This is a genomic window from Pseudomonas sp. UBA4617 (genome assembly GCF_002386445.1).
In the GTDB taxonomy this organism is placed as follows: domain Bacteria; phylum Pseudomonadota; class Gammaproteobacteria; order Pseudomonadales; family Pseudomonadaceae; genus Aquipseudomonas.
In genome coordinates this window covers 21,669-39,879 of sequence record NZ_DGIR01000024.1, presented here as the reverse complement: position 1 = coordinate 39,879, position 18,211 = coordinate 21,669, and the positions used below count along the sequence as shown (strand labels likewise).

Genomic DNA, 18,211 nt, shown 5'->3' with positions numbered 1-18,211 from the left:
GGCTGGCAGTAAAAGTGCGTATGCTCCCTGTTCCGCAGGCGCGTGGCAAGCCTACAAAAATGCGGCCGCCGGCTCCCGGCATAACTGCTGGGCCAGCAACCCGAGGGTAATTACCGCACGCTCGGCTTCCTTGTTCCACGGAATTCCGCAATTGAGGCGGATGCAGTGGTTGAACTGCTCGGTATTACTGAAGATCAGCCCCGGCGCAATGCTGATACCCTGCTCCAGCGCACGCACGTGCAGCTCCTGGGTATTGACCCGCCCCGGCAGGCTCACCCACAGGATGAACCCGCCGGTCGGCCGGGTCATCTGGGTGCCCTCGGGGAAATGTTGCTGCACCGCCAGCTGGTAGGCACTGAGATTCTTGCGGTACTCCTGGCGAATGTAACGCAGGTGCCGGTCGTAGCCGCCATTCTCGAGGTAACTTGCCACGCCCATCTGCGTCACACTGCACGCCGAGTGGGTGGTGAAGGTTTGCAGGCGCTGGATCTCGTCCTGGTAGCGCCCGGCGATCATCCAGCCCACGCGCACGCCGGGGGACAGGGTCTTGGAAAAGCTCGAGCAGTAGATCACCCGGTCCAGCCGATCGAATGCCTTCAGGGCCTTGGTCTTGCCCTGCTCGAACATCAACTCGCCGTAGATGTCGTCCTCGACGATCTGGATATCGAAGTCCGACGCCAGGCGCAGCAACTGTTTCTGCCGCTCTTCCGGGACGGTGCCGCCCAGCGGATTGCTCAGCCGCGCAGTCAGTACCAAGGCCTTGATCGACCACTGGTTGGCGGCCAGTTGCAAAGCCTCGAGACTGATGCCGGTGGACGGGTCGCTGGGGATCTCGATCACCTTCAGGCCCAACAGGTCAGCCAGTTGCAGCAGGCCGTAATAGGTGGGCGACTCGGCAGCGATCAGGTCGCCGGGGCGGGTCAACACGCGCAACGACATCTGCAGCGCATCGACGCAACCATGGGTCACGATCACTTCACGCGGGTCGACCAGCACGCCGGCATCGCGCATGCGGATGGCGATCTGCCGGCGCAGCGGTTCGAAACCGGGGCTGAACATGTAGCTGAAGGCTCGCGGGCTATGGAAGCGCGTCACCTTGGCGATCTGCTGGTGCAGGGCGCGGACCGGCAGGTAATCGACGTGCGGTACCGCGGCGCCGAACGGGAACACGCCGTCGCGGCGCGCCTCGGTCAGCACCTGCTGGATGATGCTGGCGCGGGTCACCAGGCCGGGGCGCTCCACGCGGGCAATATCCGGCGTCTGCGCGGTCAGGGCCGGGGTCTGGTGCACATAGTAGCCGGACTGCGGCCGCGCACGGATCAACCCCTGGTCTTCGAGGTTGGCATAGGCCTGCAGCACCGTGGCATGGCTGACATTGAGCTGGGCGCTCATCTTGCGCACGGACGGTACGCGCTCGCCTGGCTGGTAGACACCACGACGGATGTCATCGGCCAGTTGCTGGGCGATACGCTGGTACAGCAGCAGGTTGGTCATGGCGGGATCTCGACGCGCGGACGGACTCGTTGTTCTTGTGTCGCTCACTGAGGGTAGAGAATACCGTAACAGTTGCAAAGTGTACGGGGACAGATTGCAGGATAGTCAACAATACAGTTGCATGAAAAGCGGCGAGGACCGCAAAGCGGTCCTCGCACAAGGGTCAGCGCGCCGGCGCGAGCCTGCCCTTGTCATCGGAGAACACGATCTCCACCCGGCGGTTCTGCGCCCTGCCCCGCTCCGAGGCATTGGCCTCGATCGGGTACTGGTCGCCATACCCCTCGACCTGCAGGCGCTTCTCGTCGATGCCCAGGTCGACCAGCATGTCCGCCACGGCCTGCGCCCGGTCACGCGACAGCTTGAGATTGTCCTCGGCAGTGCCGGTACTGTCGGTATAGCCTTCGATCCGTACCACCCGGCGCGGGTTGAGCTGAAGGAACTGCACCAGCTTGAGCACGGTGCGGCTGGCCGAGTTCTTCAAGTCGGCACGGCCAGTATCGAACAGCACGTCACCCAAGGTCATTACCAGACCGCGATCGGTCTGCTCCGAGGCCAGCGCGGCGATCTGCGACTCGATCCACTTGCCCTGCTGCTGGACGCTGGCCAGCTTGGCCTCGCGCAAGGCCAGCTGCAGGCGCTGGCGCTCCAGGTCGAGCTTGGCCTGGCGCTCCTGGTTCAGTGCCAGGCGGGCATGCTCGCTGGCGATCTCGCTGTAGCGCTGGCTGAGGTAGGCGTAATGGCGCACGTCGGCACCGGTGCCAATGTAGCTGGACAGGCGCTCGGCGCGAGCCAGCGACTCGCCTGCGCGAATCACGTCACGCGGGGCACTGCGCAGCACATCGGAGTTGTCCTTGACCTTCTGGAAGGCGGCGCTGGCGTCATCCAGTGCAGCACTGCTGCGCTGGCTGGCGCAACCCTGCAAACCTGCCGCCAGCGCCAGCATGGCCAGCGCGGCCAATGGTGCACGGCGGATCATGGCTGCACCTCCAGCTGCTTGCGCAGGCGCTTGACCCGCGACTGCAGCAGCTGCAACTGCTCTTCGCTCTTCTGGTTCAGCACCTGGGCTTCGGCCAGGCGTGCATCCAGCTCGGCCTGCTCGGCGCGCATGCGCGCATCGCGGTATTCTTCGGTGAGCATGTTGGTCTTGGCGCGGGCCAGCTTGTCTTCGGCCAGCTTGAGCGCTTCGACCTGTTCGGTGGCGCCGACGGCCCTGGCCTGCTCCAGTGCCTGCTCGGAAATGCGCATCTGCTCGACAGGGGCCGGATCGTTGGCGCAGCCAGCCAGGCCGAGTACGGCCAGGGCAAGGATTAGTGGTTGGGTTCTCACGCAATCTTCCTAGTGTTTGGGGGCGTCCGACGGCACTTGCAGCTGGGCTTTCCAGCGCTCGACATTGCGTTGCAGCACGGCCTCGGACGCACCGGAGATCGGCAATTCTGTCAGTTTTTTTGCCAATTGCCCACGCAACCAGCTGTCATTGCAGGCTGAATTGTGTGACACGGCCAGGTACAGCCCCGGCCGGTCCACCGGCAGGCCGCGGGCAATCAGCTGGTTGCTCACGCCCAGGTTCTGGGTCATCGCCATACCCGCGTAGCGGCTTGCAAGCACATAGTCAACCTGGCCGAGCACCAGCTTCTGAAATGCCTGGGTCAGGTTCTGCGCCGGCGCCAGCTTCAGCTGGGCCTTGACGAACGCGGTGAAGGCCGGCGTCAGCCGCGCGCGCTCGGACACACTGCCCTGGTACCTGGCCAGGTCCGCCGGGCCATCGAAAGCCAGCTCGCTATCGTGGCGGGTCCACACCAGGTATTCATTGAGCTGCAGGGGTGGGTGAATGTAGTCGAGCGCGGTCAGTTGCTCCACCTGCATGGGTGTGTCGAGCAACAGGTCCATGCGCCCGCTGCGCACTTCTTCCAGTGCCTGGTCACGACGCCCGGCGCTGAGCACCTCCACCTTCAAGCCCAACTCGCCAGCCACCTGGCGCAGCAGGTCGACATTGGCACCGATCAAGTGTTTCGGGTCGTTCGGGTCTTGCCATGAATATGGTGGCGCATCGGGGCTGCCGGTGGCAACCAGGCGTTCGCACTTGCCTGCCGCCATGGCCAGCGGCGACGCCAACACCGCCATGCATGCCAGCACCCTGCCCGTTCCGCGCAACGTCATCCCTCACTCCTCAGCCCATAAAAAAACCCGACCCTCGAAACGAGGGCCGGGTTCTTTATAAGTGAAGCAGGCGGATCAGACCAGCTTTTCCAGCTCTGGCACCGCTTCGAACAGGTCGGCGACCAGACCGTAGTCAGCCACCTGGAAGATCGGCGCTTCTTCGTCCTTGTTGATCGCCACGATCACCTTGGAGTCCTTCATGCCGGCCAGGTGCTGAATCGCGCCGGAGATACCGACGGCAATGTACAGCTGTGGTGCAACGATCTTGCCGGTCTGGCCGACCTGCATGTCGTTGGGCACGAAGCCCGCGTCGACCGCGGCACGCGAAGCACCGACGGCAGCGCCGAGCTTGTCGGCCAGGCTGTACAGGTGCTTGAAGTTGTCACCGTTGCCCATGCCGCGGCCGCCGGAGACGACGATCTTGGCAGCGGTCAGTTCCGGGCGGTCGGACTTGGCCAGCTCTTCGCCAACGAAGGCCGAGATAGCGGCGTCATGTGCGGCGCCAACGGCCTCAACGGCAGCCGAGCCACCTTCGCCCGACACAGCGTCGAAGCCGGTGGTACGTACGGTGATGACCTTGATGGCCGCGCTCGACTGCACGGTGGCAATGGCGTTACCGGCATAGATCGGGCGCTTGAAGGTATCGGCGGACTCGACCGAGATGATCTCGGAGATCTGGTCCACGTCCAGCAGCGCGGCAACGCGCGGCAGGATGTTCTTGCCGTTGGTGGTGGCCGGGGCCAGCACGTGGCTGTAGCCTTTGGCCAGTTCGACGATCAGCGGCGCGACGTTTTCCGGCAGGACGTGTGCATAGGCTGCGTTGTCGGCAACCAGCACCTTGGCCACGCCAGCGATCTTCGCGGCAGATTCGGCAACGCCGCCCACGTTCTGGCCGGCGACCAGCACGTGCACATCGCCACCGATCTTGGCGGCAGCGGCAACAGTGTTCAGGGTGGCCGGGGCTACGGCACCGTTCTCGTATTCAGCGACAACCAGGATAGTCATTTAGATTACCTTCGCTTCGTTCTTCAGCTTCTCGACCAGTTCGGCCACCGATTTGACCTTGACGCCTGCGCTGCGGGCAGCCGGGGCTTCAACCTTCAGGGTCTTGTTGGTGGAGGCGAGGGAAACGCCCAGCGCGTCTGGAGTGATGGTCTCCAGCGGCTTCTTCTTGGCCTTCATGATGTTCGGCAGCGACGCGTAGCGTGGCTCGTTCAGGCGCAGGTCGGTGGTGACGATGGCTGGCAGGTTCAGGGCCACGGTCTGCAGGCCGCCGTCGATTTCACGGGTGACGTTCAGCTTGTCGCCAGCCACTTCCACCTTGGAGGCGAAGGTGCCCTGGGCAAAGCCGGTCAACGCAGCCAGCATCTGGCCAGTCTGGTTGTTGTCGCTGTCGATGGCCTGTTTGCCGAGGATGACCAGTTGCGGCTGCTCCTTGTCGACAACAGCCTTCAGCGCCTTGGCCACGGCCAGGGAGTTCAATTCGTCAGCGGCTTCGACCAGGATGGCGCGGTCGGCACCCAGAGCCAGGGCGGTACGCAGTTGCTCCTGGGCGGTGGCCGGGCCGACGGAGACGACGACGATCTCGGTCGCAACGCCTTTTTCCTTCAGGCGCACGGCTTCTTCCACGGCGATTTCGCAGAAGGGGTTCATGGACATCTTGACGTTAGCAAGGTCGACGCCGGAGTTGTCCGCCTTGACGCGAACCTTGACGTTGTAGTCGACCACTCGTTTGACAGCTACAAGAACCTTCATGGATTCCTCGTTACTCTCCGGTGAATAGATAGTCGCCTGGGGCCATGCCCGGCGATGCGCGTGGGTACAAGGGCACCTCCAAAAACGTACCGGGAGGCAGTAACTTCACAGTGACCGAACAGTCTTGTCCGGACGCTTGCGTCAAATACTCACGGGTCATTTTCTGTCGTGGCGTGTAAACTCCACTACAAACCGGCCCAAGGCCGCAAAACCCTGCTCCACACCTGGTCTTTAGAGGTGTACCTGCGCCCGGCTGCAAGCCTACGGCGAACGTAAAACCGCTCGTATCTTGACCGTAACACCCAATCCGGTCAATACGGCAAATCGGTCACCCTCCAGCCGCGCTCCAGTGATTTTACTGGCCTGCGGCAAATTCAAACAAACGTTTGTATTGGACCCGCCAAGTGGTGTAGATATAATGCGCGGCCAAGACAAAACGGTGTAGTCCGTCATTTGCCCAGCTACAGCTCCGCCGCTGCGTAGAACCGCGGCGAATGCCCCGCGCACCCATAAGACCAAGCAACAGCACGAGCCTTGATGAGTAGGAGAGAACCAGTGGAACGCGAATACATGGAATTCGACGTGGTCATCGTCGGCGCCGGCCCGGCAGGCCTGTCCGCCGCCTGCCGCCTGAAGCAGAAGGCCGCCGAAGCCGGTAGCGAAATCAGCGTCTGCGTGGTGGAAAAGGGCTCTGAAGTCGGCGCCCACATCCTCTCCGGGGCGGTGTTCGAACCGCGAGCCCTGAACGAGCTGTTCCCCGACTGGAAAGCCCTCGGCGCGCCACTGAACACCGAAGTGAAACGCGACGACATCTACGTGCTCAAGGATGCCGGCAGCGCGACCAGGGTGCCTGACCTGTTCGTGCCCAAGACCATGCACAACCACGGCAACTACATCATCTCGCTGGGCAACCTGTGCCGCTGGCTGGCCCAGCAGGCCGAGAACCTCGGCGTGGAAATCTACCCGGGCTTCGCCGCCCAGGAAGCCCTGTTCGATGACAACGGCGTGGTCCGCGGCATCGTTACCGGTGACCTCGGCGTCGACCGCGAAGGCAACCCGAAGGACGGCCTGTACACCCCAGGCATGGAATTGCGCGCCAAGTACACCCTGTTCGCCGAAGGCTGCCGTGGCCATATCGGCAAGCAACTGATCAAGCGTTTCAACCTCGACAGCGAAGCCGATGTTCAGCACTACGGCATCGGTTTGAAGGAAATCTGGGAAATCGACCCCGCCAGGCACGAACAGGGCCTGGTAGTGCATACCGCCGGCTGGCCGCTGGATGTGATGGCCAGGGACAACACCGGTGGTTCGTTCCTGTATCACCTGGAAAACAACCAGGTGGTCGTCGGCCTGATCGTCGACCTGTCCTACGCCAACCCGTACCTGTCACCGTTCGACGAATTCCAGCGGCTGAAGCACCACCCGGTGATCAGCCAGTACCTCGAAGGCGGCAAGCGGATCAGCTACGGCGCCCGCGCAATCGCCAAAGGTGGTTTGAACTCGCTGCCGAAAATGGTGTTCGACGGCGGTGCACTGATCGGTTGTGACCTGGGTACCTTGAACTTCTCCAAGATCAAGGGCAGCCACACCGCGATGAAGTCCGGCATGCTGGCGGCCGAAGCGGTCGCCGACGCGCTGGCCGCCGGCAGCGAAGGCGGCGACAAGCTGAACGGCTACGTCAGCGCCTTCAAGGCCAGCTGGTTGTACGAAGAACTGTTCGCCAGCCGCAACTTCGGCGCGGCCATCCACAAGTTCGGCCCGATCCTCGGCGGTGCGTTCAACTATGTCGACCAGAACTGGTTCGGTGGCAAGCTGCCGTTCACCCTGCACGACACCAAGCCGGACTACGCCTGCCTGAAGCTGGCGGCCGACTCGCAGAAGATCGACTACCCGAAACCGGACGGCAAGCTCAGCTTCGACAAGCTCAGCTCGGTATTCCTCTCCAGCACCAACCACGAAGAGGAACAACCTTGCCACCTGAAGCTGACCGACCCGAGCATTCCGATCGCCAGCAACCTGCCGCTGTATGACGAGCCGGCGCAGCGCTATTGCCCGGCGGGCGTGTACGAAGTGGTGAGCCAGGAAGACGGCAGCAAGCGCTTCCAGATCAACGCGCAGAACTGCGTGCACTGCAAGACCTGTGACATCAAGGACCCGGCCCAGAACATCACTTGGGTCACCCCTGAAGGCGCGGGTGGGCCGAACTACCCGAACATGTAAGCCCCTGCCCTTGCGGTAAAGAAAAGCCCCCGGTTCTCACGAGCCGGGGGCTTTCTGTTTTACCTGTTGCCTGGCGGTACTGGCCGCGCCTACAGGCACCGCGTCGGCAGGAGGTCGGGCTCGCTCATCGGCAACGGCTCACGACGCCCGAAACAGAGCGCCGTCAACAACCCCACCGCGCCCATGATCAGGCAGAACCCGGCACACACCCACGGGCTCCACGGCATCAAGGCAATCAGCGCCAGCGGTGTGGTGCTGGCCCACAGTGCGTAGGCCACGTTGTAGGTGAAGGAAATACCCGACACACGGATCTCGGCCGGGAACAACCCGACCATCACCGACGGCACCACCCCCACCACGCCACAGCACAGGCCGGCCAGTGCATAGGCCGCCCAGGTCATGCCCCACTGCCCTACCAGGCTGGTGTACAACACGCCGATGCCCAGCGGCAACAGCAGGCTGTAGAGCATCAGTGCGCGCCAGGCGCCGACGCGGTCGACCAGCAGGCCGGCCAGCACGCAACCGATATTGAGAAACACGATACCCACGCTGCTCAGGGCAAAAGTGTGCCCGGCCGTCATGCCGAAGCGCTGCTGCATCACCGTCGGGGTAATCACCACCAGCACCACCACGGCGGAGGTCAGCACACAGGTCAGCAGCGCCGCCGGGATCAACGCCCGCCGGTGTTCGCCCAGCACCTGGCGCAGCGGGAAGCGCACCGGCGCTTGCCGGCGCGCACGCAAGGCAAGGAACACCGGGGTTTCGCTGAGCCAGCGACGCAACCACACGCCAACCACGCCGAATACCCCGCCCAGCAGGAACGGGTAACGCCAGGCATGGTCGAGGATCTCCTGCGTGGTGAACAGTTGCGCCAGCAAGGTCGCAGTCAGCGCCCCCAGCAGGTAGCCGAAGGTCAGCCCCGCCTGCAGGAACCCCAGGGCGTAACCGCGCCGCCCGGCAGGCGCGTGCTCGGCGACGAAGGTCCACGCGCTGGGCACCTCGCCGCCGACCGCCGCGCCCTGCAGAATGCGCAGGGCCAGCAGGATCAGCGGGGCCGCATAGCCGATGTCGGCGTAGGTCGGCATCACCCCGATCAACAGGCACGGCAGGGCCATCATCAGGATGCTCAGGCTGAACACCCGCTTGCGCCCCAGGTGGTCGGCGAAGTGCGCCATCAGGATGCCGCCCAGCGGTCGCGCCAGGTAGCCGGTGACGAAAATCCCGAAGCTTTGCAGCAGGCGCAGCCATTCGGGCATCTCGGGCGGGAAGAACAGTTGGCTGAGAGTGAGCGCAAAGAACACGAAAATGATGAAATCGTAGATCTCCAGCGCGCCGCCCAGCGCCGCCAGGCCCAGGGTCCGGTGGTCGCCGCGGCTGAACCGGGACGGGCGAGCGGTATCGTTGGCAGTCATGGCAGGGTCCGCAAATCGGCAAAGGCCGGAAGGATAGCAAATAGCAGCACCCTTGCCGCGCCTGTGGCTTGCTAGCGGTTGAACACCGTGTGGGCGAAGTTGGCCCGCGCCACTGGCCGCGCCGGTGCCGCTGGCAGCGTGCCCGGCAGTGGCAGCTTGCCGACCTGCAGCGGCGTGTCGATGATCGCCATGAACGCCTCCAGCGCCTCATTGTCAGGCACCTGCGGCAGGCTCAGGCTGACGGCCTGACGCTCGGCCTGGGGCACCGAAGGGACTTTCACCTGACTGGAGTGATACAGCAGGGCATGCTGGATCTGCGGGCTGACCCGGCAGAAGCGCTCCAGGTCGACCCCGGCATGGCTGGCCAGCTCGATATTGCCCAGCAGCAGATGGAACGGCTGCAAGGCACACAGCACCAAGCGCTGCAGCTCCTCGAAGCTGTCCACGGGTGCAATCCGGTAATAGCCCAGCCCATTGAGCAGCCGTTCCAGCTGCAGGCGCTGGCACGGGTGTGCATCGGCGATAAGGATGCGCAAGGTCTTGTTTGCCATTGGTCGGGCCTGGGCAGTGGGGTAATGGGTACGCTCCATGACCGTACTGCGCCAGTGACGGCTACTGCCAGGTCGAGGCCTGGCAGGGGTCTACCTTGATAGAAGTCGGGAAAGACGCAGAAATCAAGTAGTGGGCGAGGGAATTTTCGGTCGCTGGCTGGCCGGCACTCAGCATTCCCACTCGCGCATGCGCACCCGGCAGTGCTTCATGGCGTTGACGATGTGTTTTTCCACCAAGCTGCGGGAAATACCCAGGTGGTCGGCAATCTGCTGGTGCGACAGGCCATCGAGCTTGCGCAGCAAAAAGCATTCACGGCAAACCTTGCCCAGCTCATCCAGGGCACGCTGCATCAGCGCCAGGCGCTGGTCGAGCTGCATGTCATGAGCCGGCGCCGGGGTGTGCCAGCGCTCGTCGCTGTCCAGCACTTCCAGCGGCTCAGCCTGGCGTACCAGATGGCGCCGATGGCAGTCGACTACCAGGTTGAGCGCGGTGCGGTACAGGAAGGCACGTGGGTGCTCGATGCGTTCGCCGTCGGTGCGCTCCAGCACCCGCAGGTAAGCATCGTGCGCCACGTCTTCCGCGGCCTGGCGACTGCCCAGGCGCGCGGAAAGGAAGCCCACCAGTTCGCGATAGTAATGTTCCACGACGTTACCTGAGATCGTCCTGCCAGCCTGGCCAGAAAGCCCTTTCAGGCAGCGAGCGGGACCGAGTGATATCAACCTGCGATCTTACAAATTATAATGATTCTCAGCAACACGGGTATGGCGGCCGGCGTCACATCCCTATCGCCATGCCAGCCCCACGCGATAACCGCTAAATCCTTTTCTGCCGCTTTCGTCTATCTGGCACCCACTTGGCTGGAAGTGTGCATGAGACCTTTACCCAACACCCGTCCCCGGGCCCTGCTCTTCGGCCTGGGTCTGCTCGCCGTGGGCTGCCTGCTGGCCTGGACGATCCCGCCCTACGCTGCACCAACGCCCAGCACGGTCGCCGTGACCCGCGCCGACATCGAAAGCAGCGTCACCGCACTCGGCACCCTGCAGCCAAGACGCTACGTGGATGTCGGTGCCCAGGCCTCCGGGCAGATCCACACCCTGCACGTCGAAGTCGGCGACACCGTACGCAAAGGCCAGCTGCTGGTCGAGATCGACCCCTCGACCCAGCAGGCCCGGCTGGATGCCGGCCGCTACTCGATCGACAACCTCAAGGCCCAGCTTGCCGAGCAACGCGCGCAGTTCCAACTGGCGCGGCAGCAGCTCAAGCGCCAACGCGACCTGGCCGCTGCCGGCGCCACCCGCGACGAAGACGTGCAAACCGCCACTGCCCAGCTCAACGTCACCCAGGCACGCATCGACATGTTCCAGGCGCAGATTCGCCAGGCCCAGGCCAGCTTGCGCAGCGACGAGGCCGAACTGGGCTACACACGCATCTATGCGCCCATGGACGGTACCGTGGTAGCGGTGGATGCCCGCGAGGGGCAAACCCTCAACGCCCAACAGCAAACCCCGTTGATCCTGCGCATCGCCAGGCTCTCGCCAATGACAGTGTGGGCACAGGTATCGGAAGCTGACATCGGCAAGGTCAAGCCCGGCATGACCGCGTACTTCACCACGCTGGCTGGCGGCAAGCGCCGCTGGACCAGCACCGTGCGCCAGGTGCTGCCGGTGCCACCCAAACCACTGGAACAGGCCAGCCAGGGCGGTGGTAGCCCGGCCAGCGTCAGCAACGGCAGCGCTGGCAACCAGGTGGTGCAGTACAGCGTGTTGCTGGATGTCGACAACCCGGACGGTGCGCTGATGGCCGAGATGACCACCCAGGTGTTCTTCGTCGCAGGCAAGGCCAGCCAGGTGCTGACCGTGCCACGGGCTGCGCTGGACGAAGCGGATGGCCTGCGCCTGGCGCGTGTGCTGACCCGCGACGGCAAGGTGGAACAACGCCAGGTTCGCACCGGCCTCAGTGACCGCCTGCGGGTGCAGGTACTGGACGGCCTCAGTGAAGGCGAACGCCTGGTCATCGGCGCCCCTGGCGTCAACGGAGGCTGAATGAGCACACCCCTGATCGAACTGGTCGACATCCGTAAATCCTTCGGCGGCGTCGGCTCCCCCAAAGTCGATATCCTGCATGGCATCAGCTTGCGCATCCACCCCGGCGAGTTCGTCGCCATTGTCGGCGCCTCAGGTTCGGGCAAGTCGACGCTGATGAACATCCTCGGCTGCCTCGACCGCCCTACCTCCGGCAGCTACCGCTTCGCCGGCAAGGACGTGGCCGAACTGGGCAGTGACGAGCTGGCCTGGTTGCGCCGCGAGGCGTTTGGCTTCGTGTTCCAGGGCTACCACCTGATCCCCTCCGGCTCGGCGCGGGAAAACGTCGAAATGCCGGCCATCTATGCTGGCATCGCTGCCAGCGAACGCCACGCCCGCGCCAGTGCCCTGCTCGACCGCCTGGGTCTGGCCAGCCGCACCGGCAACCGCCCGCACCAGTTGTCTGGCGGCCAGCAGCAGCGGGTATCGATTGCCCGAGCCTTGATGAACGGCGGCCACATCATCCTCGCCGACGAACCCACCGGCGCGCTCGACAGCCACAGCGGCAGCGAGGTGATGGCGTTGCTCGACGAGCTGGCCAGTCAGGGCCACGTGATCATCCTGATCACCCATGACCGCAACGTGGCAGCGCGGGCGCAGCGGGTGATCGAGATTCGCGACGGTGTGGTCATCAGCGATTCGGCCACCGGGCAGCCCCCGGTGGACCATGGACGAGGGCTGCAGGCCGACCAGTTGCGTCAGCACCTGGACCGCGGCGCGGCCTTGCGCGGGGCGTGGAAAGGCGAACTGCGCGAAGCCCTGCAGGCCGCCTGGCGGGTGATGTGGGTCAACCGCTTCCGCACCGCCCTGACCCTGCTGGGCATCGTCATCGGTGTCGCCTCGGTGGTGGTGATGCTGGCCGTGGGCGAAGGCAGCAAACGCCAGGTGATGGCGCAGATGGCCGCCTTCGGCTCGAACATCCTCTACCTCAATGGCAAACCGGCGAGCCTGGGCGAACAGGCCGGTACCATCACTCTCGACGATGTCGCCGCCATCGGCCAGTTGCCGCAGGTTCGGCACGTGATGCCGGTGCTTGGAGAAAAGATGATGGTGCGTTACGGCAACCACAGCCAGCGGTTCTATGTGGGTGGCAACAACACCCGCTTCCCCGAACTTTTCAACTGGCCGGCGGTGCACGGCAGCTTCTACACCGAAACCGATGAAGCCACCGCCGCGGCAGTGGCGGTGATCGGCCAGAAAGTGCGGGACAAGATGCTCGACCCTGGGCGCGACCCGCTGGGGCAGTACCTGCTGATCGGCAATGTACCGTTCCAGGTGGTCGGTATCCTGGCAGGCAAGGGTGCCAGCTCCGGCGACCAGGACAGCGACGGGCGCATCGTGGTGCCCTACTCTGCGGCGGCCATCCGCCTGTTCGGCCAGCGCGACCCGGACTACATCGCCGTCGCCGCTCTCGACTCCACGCGGGTTGACGAGACCGAAGCGGCCATCGACCAGCTGCTGCGCCAGCGCCACAACGGGCGCCGCGACTTCGAGCTGACCAACGATGCCGCGCTGATCCAGGCCGAAGCGCGCACACAGAACAGCCTGTCGCTGATGCTGGGGGCGATTGCTGCGATTTCGCTGCTGGTCGGCGGCATCGGGGTGATGAACATCATGCTGATGACCGTGCGCGAGCGCACCCGCGAAATCGGTATCCGCATGGCGACCGGCGCCCGCCAGCGCGACATCCTGCGGCAATTTCTCAGCGAGGCGGTGATGCTGTCGATGGTCGGCGGCCTGGCCGGCATCGTCCTGGCCCTGGCCATCGGCGCCGGCCTGATGCTGGCTGAGGTGGCAGTAGCCTTCGCCCTGCCCGCCATGCTCGGCGCCTTTGCCTGCGCCGTGGTTACCGGCATCGTGTTCGGCTTCATGCCAGCGCGCAAGGCCGCCCGCCTCGATCCGGTCAAAGCCCTTACCAGTGAATAACCCATGACTCTGCCCAGCCGCTTCAGCCTGCTGACCCTGTGCGTCAGCCTTGCCGCCTGCACCACGCCCCCCATGCCCGCCAACGGCATTCCCGCACCGCTCGCCTGGCAGGGCGCAGCCGTATCAGCATCGGCCCAACGGCCGACGACACGATGGTGGCATGCTTTCGCCAGCCGCGAACTGGACCGCCTGGTGCAGCATGCCCTGCACAATGCCCACGACCTCGCCGCCGCCACGGCGCGGGTGCGCCAGGCGCGCGCCCGCGCAGTCATGGCCGGCGCGCCATTGCTGCCGGAACTGAAGCTGGGCCTGGACGGCAACCGCCAACGCCTGCTGCATGGCGAGGGCAACGACCAGCTAGATGTCAGCCGCAACGAACCGACCAGCACCTCATTCGACCTGCAGCTCAGCGCCAGCTACGAAATCGACTTCTGGGGCGGCCTGCGGGCGACTCGCGAAAATGCCCTGCGCAGCCTCGATGCCAGCCGTTTCGACCGCCAGACTGTCGAGCTGACCCTGGTCAGTGCCGTGGCCGACAGTTATTTGCAGGGGCTGGCCCTGAAAGAACAATTGCGCATCGCCCGCCTGAACCTGCGCAATGCCCGGGACGTGCTGGGACTGGTCGAAGCGCGCCAGCGCAACGGGGCCGCCACGCGCCTGGAGCTGGCCCAGCAGCGCAGCCTGGTCGCCGCCCAGCAACGTCAGTTGCCGTTGCTGGAGCAGAAGTGGCAAGACAGCCGGGTCACCCTGGCGACCCTGCTCGGTGAACCGGTGCAGTCGCTGCCCAGCAGCCAGGAAGCGATCGCCAGCCTGCAGTGGCCTGCCATCGGCAGTGGCGTGCCCAGCGAACTGCTCACCCGCCGCCCGGATATCGCAGCGGCAGAAGCACGACTGGCAGCCGCCAGCGCCAACGTGCAGGTCGCCCGCGCGGCCATGCTGCCCAAGCTCACCCTCGGCGCCAGCCTGGGGGCGGGTGCCAATACCGTTGCCCACCTGTTCGACAGCGCCTACTACACGCTCACCAGTGGCCTGGTCGCGCCGGTCTTCGACAACGGCCGGTTGCGCGCGGCAGGTGAACTGGCCGAAGCCGAACAGGCGGAAATGCTGGAGACCTACCGCAGCAGCATCCTGGCCGGCTTTGCCGATGTCGAGAAGGCGCTCAATGCAATCGACGGCGCGGAGCGCCAGCGGCAATGGCAGGATGAAGAGGTGCAACAGGCACGGCTGGCATTCGAGCTGGCGCAACAGCGTTACGCCGCGGGAGCCGAGACCTTGTTGAGCGTGCTGGAGACCCAGCGCACCTTGTATGTGGCGCAGGACCAGCAGGCGCAACTGCGCCTGGCGCGGTTGCAGGGCAGCGTGGCGTTGTACAAGGCACTGGGCGGGGGTTGGGAAATCGATCCTGTGCACGATCGGTTATAGGCGCGCGCCAACGGCGCGTGCTTCATCACTGGCGCTGCACCATCCTCAGGTTGCGCGCATACCACGGTCGCTGCGGCACCCTGGGTTGCAGTCGCTCGAACAGACCGTCATCGCTGTAGATGATGCGCAATGCCAGCTTCATCGTTTCCGGGTCCATCTCCACACTGCGCCCAGGCCGCAGCCCCGGCACGGTCGAGCAACCATGGGTATCCGGCCCCAGCCACGGATCCGCCACGGCCACCCAACGCCCGGGGGCGAACCACGGCACACCGTTGACCTGCAGGCGCCGGACCTCGCCGGGGTGCAGCCGTTCGTGGGCGTGGAACCAATCGTCGATGCGGTCGTCGATCCAGCCATGAAAACGCCAGAACACCGGGTTCACATGGGAGGAAAACGGGTCTCCAAGGAAATCGTTCTGCGCAGCGAACCAACGCTCGGCAAAGTCATCCGGCGTGCGCGCCGTGGGCACCGGCATGCCATTGGCGGGGTCGCGCGGCACCGATGCCCAGCGCATGTGCAACCAGTCGTGCAGGCCCAGTTCCAGCTCCGAGCCGAACTGCGCCAAGGTCAGCGTGCCCAGGTATTCCGGGTCGGTATAGCGCGACTCCCAGACCTGGAAATTGCCGTGGAAGGTATCCGCCGCCTTGATGTCGCGTACCCACTGGCTGTACGCCGCGTCACCGCTGGCCAGCCAGGTCGGCGGCAGGGCATTGCCGTCATGGTTGTCGAAGTAACGGGCGAAGCCGAGGCGGTCGCGCTCCAGTTCCGGCTGCGGCAGCGGGAAGCGCGGCCAGGAAGGCAGGTCCTGCAACGCACGGGCGCTGCCCAGCATATGCCGGTGCATGAACAGAAAGTCCTCGCCCGAGCCATTGCGGTCCTTGTGCCGCCCCCGCGCATCCCGCTCGCGGTCACGCGGCCCGGGTTGCCAGCCCAGGCCACGCAGGGCCGCCTGCTTGTCCTTGGCCAGCTTGTGCCATTTGTCCCGCGCGGCGTGCCACAGCTGGTGGAACAGGCGATGCTCCGGGGCGACCAGCCAGGCCAGCAGTTGCGGGTTCAGCGGGGTCCGTTCGCGGGCTTCCGGGAAGGTGCGTTTCAAGGCCACGAACTGGTTATCCTGCAGCGGCAACGACAACGCCCGGTCGAGGCAGGCAATGCGCCCATTGAGGGTGGCTGGCCCGGCGTTGCCGAAGCGGCCCCATACCTCGTCGAGCACGACATGGCATTCATAGCGCGCCCGGGACGAAAACAGCCGCCAGCGCAAGGTGCCCGGCGTGTCCACCAGCAAGTCGCCGACCACGCGGTAACGCGGTTCCGCCTCCGCACGCAGGCGCTCGGGGGTATCCAGATAACCGCGCAGGGCGCGGCCATTGCCTGCAACGTCAAGAAACAGCTCCAAGTCGCCCGCCGGCAAGCCCTGCAGGCCCGCCTCCTCGCCCAGCAGGGTCAAGCGCCAGACGCCGCGCAGGGTATCGCCCAACTGCTGCAGGCCGGTATCGGCCAACTCGACGACGGCCTCGCCAGGCGTCTCCGGAAATTCCTCGGCGGCGCTCTGCCGCTGGTGATACAGCGCAGCCACCGCAGCGGGCACCACCACGCCCGTCAATGCCACACCGGCGATGAAACCGCGTCGCGAAATCGTCATTGCATACCTGTGCATTCATTGCGGCCATGGAGCACGGCCCGTCCAAGGCTAGAACGTTGCATGAGCGGCGAAATTTAACCGTGCATGGCCAAAGGCCGCGGCTAAATTCCTGCGCGGCAGGCTCGTCCACTGCAGGTAGCGGCGGCCTCTGTGCCCATCCCTCGACGGTGAACCAACTGAGACCAAGATGAAGACTTCACGCTGGAACAAAGCCCTGTTTATCAGCCTGGCCACCGCGCTTGGCGCTGGCGCCGGGTTTGCTGCCTGGCACTATTTCGCCACGCCCGCCGGCTACTCCAGAGAGGTGACCCGCCAGGCCGACGACCTGCAGGAACGCATCCTCTCGTTCGACAGCCATGTCACCCTGCCGCTGACCTTCGGCACCGAAGGCAATGAGGCGGACAAGGACGGCGCTGGCCGCTTCGACCTGGCCAAGGCTGCACGCGGGCGTCTGTCCGGTGCTGCCCTGACGATATTCGCCTGGCCCGAATCATGGACCGGCAGCACTGCCCCGCACCGCCCTACCCCGGGCTTCGTCGAGGCCGCCCGGCATACCCAGGAGGTGCGCTACAACGCCATCAGCGCGATGGTCCGCGACTTCCCGCAACAGGTTGGCATCGCCTACACCCCGCAAGACTTTCGGCGCCTGCACGGCGAGGGCAAGTTCGCGGTGCTGCTCAGCATGCTCAATGCCTACGCCCTGGGCGACGACATCGACCAGCTCGACCGCTGGGCCGCACGCGGGGTGCGCATGTTCGGCTTCAGCTATGTGGGCAACAACAGCTGGGCCGATTCGTCGCGCCCGTTGCCGTTCTTCAATGACACTGCCGATGCCCTTGGTGGACTGTCGCCGCTCGGCAAACGCGCCGTGCAACGGCTGAATGACCTGGGCGTGATCATCGATGTGTCGCAGATGTCCAGCAAGGCGCTGGCCCAGGCCGTCGCCCTCAGCCGCGCGCCCGTGGTGGCGTCGCACTCGGCGCCACGGGCCATGGTCGACATCAGGCGCAACCTCTCCGACAAGGAACTGCAACTGATCAAGGACAGCGGCGGTGTGGTCCAGTTGGTGGCCTTCTCAACCTACCTCAAGCCGCTGAGCAGCAAGACCCAGGGCAAACTCAACGCATTGCGCGCACGCTACGCCCTGCCGCCACTGGCTGACCTCAACTACGCACTGATGCCGGGTGACCCGGTGATAGCCGGCTGGCCCGAGCAGAAGGTCGGCCAGTATGCCAACGAGCTGTACGGCATTCTCGAAGAAGAACCCCCGGCCACCCTCAAGGACTACGGCGACGCCATCGACTACACGGTGCGCAAGGTCGGCATCGACCATGTCGGCCTCAGTTCGGACTTCAACGAAGGCGGCGGCATCGACGGCTGGCAGAACGCCAGCGAGGCACGCAACGTCACTGCCGAACTGATCAGTCGCGGTTACTCCGAAGCAGATATTGCCAAGCTCTGGGGCGGCAATTTCCTGCGGGTGTGGGAGCAGGTGCAACGTGCCGCACAACCTGTCGCCTCTTTATCCCACTGAACTTGCGAGCCACGTG

The 18,211-nt window shown here is 64.9% G+C and carries 15 protein-coding genes; 5 read left to right on the top strand and 10 right to left on the bottom strand.

Features of this window, described 5'->3' with window-relative positions:
* Positions 1-51: 51 nt before the first annotated feature.
* From B4L76_RS10385 to B4L76_RS10360, 6 genes are all read right to left on the bottom strand, one after another.
* The gene (locus B4L76_RS10385; RefSeq protein WP_296232254.1) at positions 52-1,494 is read right to left on the bottom strand and encodes a PLP-dependent aminotransferase family protein; all 1,443 of its coding nucleotides are present in this window, start codon (positions 1,492-1,494) and stop codon (positions 52-54) included.
* A gap of 163 nt (positions 1,495-1,657) precedes the next feature.
* A complete protein-coding gene (locus B4L76_RS10380) occupies positions 1,658-2,470 on the bottom strand; it encodes an OmpA family protein (protein ID WP_296232252.1) in 813 nt (270 codons plus the stop codon).
* Positions 2,467-2,820 (bottom strand): DUF4398 domain-containing protein, encoded by a 354-nt coding sequence (locus tag B4L76_RS10375; protein ID WP_296232251.1) that lies wholly within the window; start codon positions 2,818-2,820, stop codon positions 2,467-2,469. The genes B4L76_RS10380 and B4L76_RS10375 overlap by 4 nt, the downstream gene beginning before the upstream one ends.
* Positions 2,821-2,829: 9 nt before the next feature.
* On the bottom strand, positions 2,830-3,651 hold the full coding sequence (locus B4L76_RS10370; RefSeq protein WP_296232249.1) for a substrate-binding periplasmic protein: 822 nt from the start codon (positions 3,649-3,651) through the stop codon (positions 2,830-2,832).
* A gap of 75 nt (positions 3,652-3,726) precedes the next feature.
* Positions 3,727-4,656 (bottom strand): electron transfer flavoprotein subunit alpha/FixB family protein, encoded by a 930-nt coding sequence (locus B4L76_RS10365; protein WP_296232248.1) that lies wholly within the window; start codon positions 4,654-4,656, stop codon positions 3,727-3,729.
* Positions 4,657-5,406 (bottom strand): electron transfer flavoprotein subunit beta/FixA family protein, encoded by a 750-nt coding sequence (locus tag B4L76_RS10360; protein WP_296232247.1) that lies wholly within the window; start codon positions 5,404-5,406, stop codon positions 4,657-4,659. It abuts the gene before it with no gap.
* A 537-nt stretch (positions 5,407-5,943) separates the two neighbouring features.
* Between B4L76_RS10360 and B4L76_RS10355 the strand changes: the two genes are divergently transcribed.
* On the top strand, positions 5,944-7,626 hold the full coding sequence (locus B4L76_RS10355; RefSeq protein WP_296232246.1) for an electron transfer flavoprotein-ubiquinone oxidoreductase: 1,683 nt from the start codon (positions 5,944-5,946) through the stop codon (positions 7,624-7,626).
* An 89-nt stretch (positions 7,627-7,715) separates the two neighbouring features.
* On the opposite strand, the gene B4L76_RS10350 is transcribed toward B4L76_RS10355, so the two are convergent.
* The 3 genes from B4L76_RS10350 to B4L76_RS10340 all read right to left on the bottom strand — a co-directional run bounded on the left by B4L76_RS10350 (position 7,716) and on the right by B4L76_RS10340 (position 10,234).
* Positions 7,716-9,038, bottom strand: a complete 1,323-nt coding sequence (locus B4L76_RS10350; protein ID WP_296232245.1) for an MFS transporter — start codon at positions 9,036-9,038, stop codon at positions 7,716-7,718.
* Between the two features lie 71 nt (positions 9,039-9,109).
* Positions 9,110-9,589, bottom strand: a complete 480-nt coding sequence (locus B4L76_RS10345) for a histidine kinase (RefSeq protein WP_296232325.1) — start codon at positions 9,587-9,589, stop codon at positions 9,110-9,112.
* Positions 9,590-9,757: 168 nt separating this feature from the next.
* Positions 9,758-10,234 (bottom strand): sigma-70 family RNA polymerase sigma factor, encoded by a 477-nt coding sequence (locus B4L76_RS10340; protein WP_296232244.1) that lies wholly within the window; start codon positions 10,232-10,234, stop codon positions 9,758-9,760.
* Between the two features lie 225 nt (positions 10,235-10,459).
* On the opposite strand from B4L76_RS10340, the gene B4L76_RS10335 reads away from it, so the two are divergent.
* The 3 genes from B4L76_RS10335 to B4L76_RS10325 are packed head-to-tail and all read left to right on the top strand — an operon-like array spanning position 10,460 to position 15,019.
* Positions 10,460-11,632 carry an efflux RND transporter periplasmic adaptor subunit gene (locus tag B4L76_RS10335; protein ID WP_296232243.1) on the top strand — a complete coding sequence of 391 codons (1,173 nt, stop codon included), beginning with the start codon at positions 10,460-10,462 and terminating at the stop codon, positions 11,630-11,632.
* Positions 11,633-13,597 carry a MacB family efflux pump subunit gene (locus tag B4L76_RS10330; RefSeq protein ID WP_296232242.1) on the top strand — a complete coding sequence of 655 codons (1,965 nt, stop codon included), beginning with the start codon at positions 11,633-11,635 and terminating at the stop codon, positions 13,595-13,597.
* Between the two features lie 3 nt (positions 13,598-13,600).
* The gene (locus B4L76_RS10325) at positions 13,601-15,019 is read left to right on the top strand and encodes an efflux transporter outer membrane subunit (protein WP_296232241.1); all 1,419 of its coding nucleotides are present in this window, start codon (positions 13,601-13,603) and stop codon (positions 15,017-15,019) included.
* A 25-nt stretch (positions 15,020-15,044) separates the two neighbouring features.
* Here B4L76_RS10325 and B4L76_RS10320 read toward each other — a convergent pair whose 3' ends face one another.
* A complete protein-coding gene (locus tag B4L76_RS10320; protein WP_296232240.1) occupies positions 15,045-16,661 on the bottom strand; it encodes a PvdJ/PvdD/PvdP-like protein in 1,617 nt (538 codons plus the stop codon).
* A 187-nt stretch (positions 16,662-16,848) separates the two neighbouring features.
* Here B4L76_RS10320 and pvdM point away from each other — a divergent pair, with 187 nt between their 5' ends.
* Complete coding sequence (gene pvdM, locus B4L76_RS10315) at positions 16,849-18,195, top strand: pyoverdine-tailoring dipeptidase-like protein PvdM (RefSeq protein WP_296232239.1); 1,347 nt, start codon at positions 16,849-16,851, stop codon at positions 18,193-18,195.
* Positions 18,196-18,211 lie beyond the last annotated feature (16 nt).

Bases quoted from the DNA above. Each gene is read 5' to 3' on its own strand.
- B4L76_RS10385 (WP_296232254.1), bottom strand. From the start codon at position 1,494: ATGACCAACCTGCTGCTGTACCAGCGTATCGCCCAGCAACTGGCCGAT.
- B4L76_RS10380 (WP_296232252.1), bottom strand. From the start codon at position 2,470: ATGATCCGCCGTGCACCATTGGCCGCGCTGGCCATGCTGGCGCTGGCG.
- B4L76_RS10370 (WP_296232249.1), bottom strand. From the start codon at position 3,651: ATGACGTTGCGCGGAACGGGCAGGGTGCTGGCATGCATGGCGGTGTTG.
- B4L76_RS10365 (WP_296232248.1), bottom strand. From the start codon at position 4,656: ATGACTATCCTGGTTGTCGCTGAATACGAGAACGGTGCCGTAGCCCCG.
- B4L76_RS10360 (WP_296232247.1), bottom strand. From the start codon at position 5,406: ATGAAGGTTCTTGTAGCTGTCAAACGAGTGGTCGACTACAACGTCAAG.
- B4L76_RS10355 (WP_296232246.1), top strand. From the start codon at position 5,944: ATGAGTAGGAGAGAACCAGTGGAACGCGAATACATGGAATTCGACGTG.
- B4L76_RS10350 (WP_296232245.1), bottom strand. From the start codon at position 9,038: ATGACTGCCAACGATACCGCTCGCCCGTCCCGGTTCAGCCGCGGCGAC.
- B4L76_RS10345 (WP_296232325.1), bottom strand. From the start codon at position 9,589: ATGGCAAACAAGACCTTGCGCATCCTTATCGCCGATGCACACCCGTGC.
- B4L76_RS10335 (WP_296232243.1), top strand. From the start codon at position 10,460: ATGAGACCTTTACCCAACACCCGTCCCCGGGCCCTGCTCTTCGGCCTG.
- B4L76_RS10330 (WP_296232242.1), top strand. From the start codon at position 11,633: ATGAGCACACCCCTGATCGAACTGGTCGACATCCGTAAATCCTTCGGC.
- B4L76_RS10325 (WP_296232241.1), top strand. From the start codon at position 13,601: ATGACTCTGCCCAGCCGCTTCAGCCTGCTGACCCTGTGCGTCAGCCTT.
- B4L76_RS10320 (WP_296232240.1), bottom strand. From the start codon at position 16,661: ATGACGATTTCGCGACGCGGTTTCATCGCCGGTGTGGCATTGACGGGC.
- pvdM (WP_296232239.1), top strand. From the start codon at position 16,849: ATGAAGACTTCACGCTGGAACAAAGCCCTGTTTATCAGCCTGGCCACC.